A 5445-nucleotide genomic window follows, 5' to 3' on the forward strand; every position below is an offset into this window, starting at 1 on the left:
TGAGGGCGCCAAAGGCGACCCTCCCTGTAGATAATGTTCGGGCCTTCCACCTGGGTGCGTATCTCGTCTTGAGGACGGTGAGGACCACGGCCGCGTCAATGCCGCTGGATCCTGTGTTTGCTATGGCTGGGAGCGATCCCGTTGACGGTGGAAACCATCTGGATCAGCTTACTGCTGACGTCGGCGATCTGCCGGCGCGATGAGACCTGTTGGCCAAAGCCCAAAGCTGCTTCCCGACATAGGACGTTGTCCGAACGAACATGCCCGGGCACTCCGCGGAGGATGAAGAGATCGGATAGCACGTCGATGACGTCGATGGACTTGAGCAGCTGCCTGGCCGGCACCTTCAGCCCCTCCCGCCGCCAGATCCGCTCCACACGTTTGACGTTCACCGCCCAACCGGCGGTCTCCAATATGGCCGCGATTCAGCAATAGCCGTAGCGGCCATGCTGGGTGGCGAGCTCGACAATGTCGGCGGTCAGCGCCGCATCGTCAGCGCGGCCCTTCGGAACCTTGCGTTGCGTCGATCGATGCTGCCCCAAAACCCGGCACGCCAACCGCTCCGACACGTCGAATTTCTCGATGACGTGGTCGATGCAGCGACGGCGCCGGGCGGGGCTCAGATGGGGTATTCGGGGTGCCTGGCGCGGAGGAAGCGGCATGATGGTGCTTCGACAAAACCTCGGAGCCCTGCCATGAACCAGCAGCACCACGTTGGCCTCGATGTCTCCGTGAAGGAGACCGCCATCTGCATCGTCGATCCGCATGGCAAGGTCGTTCACCGCGCCACCGTCGAGAGCCATCCCGAGGTGATCAGTCGGCACCTCACCGAACTCGGCCGTAGCTACGCACGCGTCGGCCTGGAGGCGGGACCGCTCTCGCCGTGGCTCTACGCCGGCCTGGTAGAAGACGGGCTGCCGGCGATCTGCGTCGAGACGCGCCACATGCACGCTGCCCTCTCGGCACGCATCAACAAAACCGACAGCAATGACGCCATGGGCATCGCCCAAATGATGCGCGTCGGCCTGTTCAAGCCGGTCCACGTCAAGACGCCGGCCAGTCAGCAACGCCGCCTGCTCCTTACCTCGCGCAAGCTCCTGCAGCGCAAGGCCTACGACATCGAGAGCGATCTGCGCGGCCAGCTGCGCAATTTTGGCCTGAAGGTCGGCCTCGTGGGAACTGCCGGCTTTGAGCAGCGCGTGCGCGACCTCGTGCTCGATCTGCCCTTCGTCGCGGCCGTAGTCCTGCCGCTGCTAGATGCGCGCTCCGCGCTGCGGACCCAGCTCGCCAAGCTGCACAAAATGCTGTTGGATCAAGTCCGCTCTGATCCAATCTGCCGGCGATTGATGACCGCGCCCGGCGTCGGGCCGGTCGTGGCGTTAACCTACCGCACCTGCGTCGACAACCCGGCCCGGTTCGGACGGTCACAATGCGTCGGGGCGCATTATGGTCTGACGCCGCGGCTTTACCAGTCCGGCGAGACGATGCGGGTCGGTCGGGTCTCGAAGTGTGGAGACAGGATGATGCGCGCTGCACTCTACGAGGCCGCGCTCGTGCTGCTGACCAGCCCGCGCGGCCGGTGGTCGTCGCTCAAGGTCTGGGGGCTGGCCGTGGCCAAGCGCCGGGGCATGCAGAAGGCGCTTGTGGCTGTTGCCCGCAAACTGGCGATCGTGCTGCATCGCATGTGGCGCGACGAGACGGATTTCCGCTGGTCCGCCGCAACCGCCAAGGCGGTCTGAGGCTCCCGAACCAGTATCACGTGACACCGAGCTCCTCCGGCGTGGAGGAGGTCCCTGTGGGGACGACGGGAGCGGGTGAGACCGAGGAAACTCGAGCGTTGGTTCTGTCGAGCGCGCGGCTTAGATGGCTCCGCCCACTCCTTCTGATCCCATCATGAGGCGGCATCGGCCGACCTCGGAGAGAAGCAAGAGCTCCACGGGACCGTTCACGAGTCGAGCCGGGATGCGCATCAAAGGGAGTTGACCGATGAACCCCGAATAGAGAAGTAGTTTCCCGACGCAGCTTCCTTGAGAATGAGCTTCTCCAACGTCAGATCCGAGATGGCTTTGCGCAGCCGCTCGTTCTCCTTCTCCAGATCCTTCAGTCGCTTCACCTGATCGGACTTCAGCCCGCCAAACTCTTTGCGCCAGCTAATGGGATGGACGGCTCTCCCTCCCACGCTGCAGGCTGGAGACCTGTCAACCGGAGGAGAGCGACGATGACTATCGCGACCCTCGGCATTGATATCGCCAAGAACGTGTTCCAGCTTCACGGCGTGAACAGCAATGGGCGTGTGCTTCTGAAGCGCCGCGTCGTGCGCGATCAGCTTCTAGCTGTCGTCGCGCAGATCGAGCGCTGCACGATCGTGATCGAAGCCTGCACCGGCGCCTTCTGCTGCAGGATATCCAGGCCCTGCACCGTGCCCGCCAGCGCATGGTCAATCACCGCACCGCCGTGGTCAGCCAGATCCGGGGGCTGTTGCTCGACCGCGGCCTCGCCATGGCCAAAAGCATCACCCGCGCCAGAAGATTGCTCCCTGAACTCCTCTCTGATCGCGAGAATGAGCTGACGACACTGGCGCGCGAGGCAATCGCCGAACTCTACGATCTTCCGGGATCTCGACCGGTGGATCCGGATCTTTGATCAGAAGATCCAGACTGTCTTCCGGGCGAGTGAGCCCTGCCAGCGGATCGCGAAGATCAAGGGTGTGGGCCCGAAGACAGCGACAGCCGTCGTGGCTGCGATCGGCGATGGCGCCGAGTTCAAGAACGGGCGCCATCTCGCCGCCTGGGTTGGCCTTGTACCCAGGCAGTTTTCCAGCGGCGATCGCACTACCCTGATGGGTATCTCGAAGCGCGGGAGCCAGCATTTGCGCAGCCTGCTCGTCCATGGCGCCCGGGCTGTGGTGCGCACGGCGCCATCCAAGATCGACCCCAACAACAAATGGGTCAATCAGCTCCGAGAGCGGCGCGGCTCCGCTCGTGCCGAAGAAAACGGGCGAGCAGCAACCGCGCCACGGTTGCGGTCGCCAACAAGAACGCGCGGATCATCTGGGCCGTGCTTCGAACCGGCGAGCCGTATCGCGCCGCCTTCTGAGGCCCGCCCAAGACGATTGCGAGGCGACGGAGAAATGAACTGCACCGGTCGGACCGGCGCGCAACGAGCCTGACTATTATCGAGGCCTGCGTGGCCTACCAGCTGTAGAGGCCTGCGCGTGCGGATTCCCCATTTGGGCGCCCCGAAGCCGGGTGACGCTTGCAGCACGCGCCTTTATCAGTACCTCGGCAATGACACGCATCTCGGGAGCCGGCATCCAACTCGCCGTCGATGATCTCGTCGACGCGGCCGGTGAAGCTGCCGACGCGCTTGCCTGCCGAACAGAACCCCGAAAGTGGGTATGCTTTGCTGCTTTGGACGTCTCGTAGGCGATGACGGCGATCTGCGTCGTCGATGACAACGGGCGCATTCTAGCCGAGAGAAAAGTGCCGACATGCCCTGACGCCATTGCTGACTGCCTGGCAATCAGTGCTCCGAACCTCACGAGGGTTGGGCTCGAGACTGGCCCATTGGCCGTCTGGCTCTGGAACGAGCTGACAAGCCGACGCCTGCCTATCATCTGCATCGATGCACGGCACGCCAATGCGGCTCTGAAGATGCGGCCGGTTAAGACCGATCGTAATGATGCTGCAGGTCTTGCCCAGATCATGCGCACAGGCTGGTTCAAAGAGGTCCGCATCAAAAGCCGCGACAGCTACCAGGTTCGCTCCATCCTTGTCGCCCGGGAGATGCTGGTGCGCACCCGGGTTAAGATCGAGAACGTGATCCGAGGGTTGCTGCGCGGGTCCATCGTAAGGAAAATGGCCTGCCCCCTGAAAAGTCCTCTAATCGCGCTGGTCAAGTCGATCATCGATGGCGTTCCTGATCGACCACGCTGTAACCCTCCTCGCGCGCCGCTGCCAAGACGCGGAAGTTCGGCAGTGCATGAAAAACGCAGAATTTTGCTAGGGGTACACGTTAGGCGCCGCAACTCTTGGTAAKAGCGCAGAGTTCCGACGCATCCAACCTTGCCATCAAATGTGGCGTATATCAATATTATCTATCCAATAATCTCATAAAATCTGATGAAATAGGCGGGTAATCTACAAAATCTACGGCGTTGTCCATGGATTGACCCCGCGTCTCGCATTTCCGTCCCCGTCAGATGCTCTAAACGTCGCCGACCTCAAAGCGCCTCGCGTATTTGGCTGTGCTGCACATCTGATGTCCTCAGGTACAATGTTAGAGCCGGTTCGTTCGTGGCAGCATTGGCTGGTTGGACAAGCGCTTATTCCGTAAAACGCGTGTCGCGGCTGTGGCAATAGATTCAGTGTTTTCATCGCGAGCGCTTGTCATCTTCAAAGACCTGGGGACGTGAAATGACAATGATTAAACTTGCGGTCTTCGCTGTGGCGACGGCCGGGATCGCCTTCACTGGCCTTGCCGCGACAACGGAAGTCGCAAATGCCGTCGTTTATTGCACCTATATCGGTTATCCCGGTGGGTGCGTCGCGCGGCCCGGCGTGCGTCTCGTCGCTCGGCCCGTCGGGGTCGGCGCCGTCACCGCGCCTCGTCCGGGAAATCGCAACGGCGGTGTCAACAGGGTCGGCGTTCGCCGCTAGCGCCTACCCGCGACTGAGCCGCGTTGCAGCGTTCGGAGATCAGGCAGCAAGCAGCCTGGGCGCATGCCCGCAACGGGACAGCCCGACCGGGTAATCCCTTCGCTTGTCGCGCATCGAGGACGGCTTGCCGCTCGCGCGTTCGAAGTATCATATCGCCCCGGCGCTTTTGCTCTCGTCTTTTGAGCGGCATTGGCTGCCCAAAGGGCCGGGGCTGGTTTTCGTCAAGACGCCGCGCGAGTGAGCCGGCTCGCCCCAAAGTACGGAGGTGTGTTGAGGGAGAGTTGCGACGGCCTACCGCGCCCACGATGTCATGTTTGGTTTCGCCAAGACAAAAAACGGCACGCACGTTGCGCTCGCGGTGCAAAAACACCCCTACCGGAAAGCTGCGAAGGAGTTCGAGATCGAAGGGGTCGATCTTGACACTGAGCTGTGCCTGCAAAACGGTTTTCTCCCCGTCGGGCCAAGGGTCTGGTCATTGGTCGGTGATATCGACCAGGAAATGGCGGTCGCGTTTTTGACGGGTCTTGGCTTCGTTTACGACCCTCAGATCGCGGCGGGGGATCGGGCAACGGATGTCGTCGAGGGTCGCTCGACTAAGGCGATCCTCGGTTTCTACCGCGCCGAATGGCTTGTGATGGTCGTAACGTCGGTCGCGCTGGCGTCTTGGGTTGCGATTTGAGCACTGTGATGGGGATCGACGCCGTGGTGGCCGGCCGGCTTGTCAGCACGCCGCAGCCCGGCTTTGCCCTGCACCAGCTGACCTAGGGCGGCGGCGCCGAGGGGAGGG

4 protein-coding genes and 3 pseudogenes are annotated in these 5445 nt (G+C 62.3%); 5 read left to right on the forward strand and 2 right to left on the reverse strand.

The window, feature by feature from the left end:
- Positions 1-245: 245 nt before the first annotated feature.
- Positions 246-668, reverse strand: a pseudogene (locus AC1DW9_RS36020) (IS3 family transposase); the annotation flags it as partial.
- Between the two features lie 27 nt (positions 669-695).
- Here AC1DW9_RS36020 and AC1DW9_RS36025 point away from each other — a divergent pair.
- Complete coding sequence (locus AC1DW9_RS36025; protein WP_476777254.1) at positions 696-1739, forward strand: IS110 family RNA-guided transposase; 1044 nt, start codon at positions 696-698, stop codon at positions 1737-1739.
- A 260-nt stretch (positions 1740-1999) separates the two neighbouring features.
- Here the strand turns inward: AC1DW9_RS36025 and AC1DW9_RS36030 are convergent.
- Positions 2000-2149 (reverse strand): annotated as a pseudogene (locus tag AC1DW9_RS36030) (IS3 family transposase); the annotation flags it as partial.
- Positions 2150-2218: 69 nt separating this feature from the next.
- Between AC1DW9_RS36030 and AC1DW9_RS36035 the strand changes: the two are divergent.
- From AC1DW9_RS36035 to AC1DW9_RS36050, 4 genes and pseudogenes are all read left to right on the forward strand, one after another.
- Positions 2219-3096: pseudogene (locus AC1DW9_RS36035) on the forward strand (IS110 family RNA-guided transposase).
- Positions 3097-3428: 332 nt separating this feature from the next.
- Positions 3429-4037 (forward strand): IS110 family transposase, encoded by a 609-nt coding sequence (locus tag AC1DW9_RS36040; RefSeq protein ID WP_476777255.1) that lies wholly within the window; start codon positions 3429-3431, stop codon positions 4035-4037.
- 378 nt (positions 4038-4415) lie between these two features.
- Positions 4416-4658 carry a hypothetical protein gene (locus AC1DW9_RS36045; protein WP_441509152.1) on the forward strand — a complete coding sequence of 81 codons (243 nt, stop codon included), beginning with the start codon at positions 4416-4418 and terminating at the stop codon, positions 4656-4658.
- Positions 4659-4968: 310 nt separating this feature from the next.
- Positions 4969-5337, forward strand: coding sequence for a hypothetical protein (locus AC1DW9_RS36050; protein ID WP_441509153.1), 369 nt, complete (start codon positions 4969-4971; stop codon positions 5335-5337).
- Positions 5338-5445: the final 108 nt, after the last annotated feature.

The organism is Allobosea sp. P4_E12, from assembly GCF_056401655.1.

What these genes read in the sequence shown, in the direction of transcription:
- AC1DW9_RS36025 (WP_476777254.1), top strand. Translation starts at nt 696, where the DNA reads ATGAACCAGCAGCACCACGTTGGCCTCGATGTCTCCGTGAAGGAGACC.
- AC1DW9_RS36040 (WP_476777255.1), top strand. Translation starts at nt 3,429, where the DNA reads ATGACGGCGATCTGCGTCGTCGATGACAACGGGCGCATTCTAGCCGAG.
- AC1DW9_RS36045 (WP_441509152.1), top strand. Translation starts at nt 4,416, where the DNA reads ATGACAATGATTAAACTTGCGGTCTTCGCTGTGGCGACGGCCGGGATC.
- AC1DW9_RS36050 (WP_441509153.1), top strand. Translation starts at nt 4,969, where the DNA reads ATGTTTGGTTTCGCCAAGACAAAAAACGGCACGCACGTTGCGCTCGCG.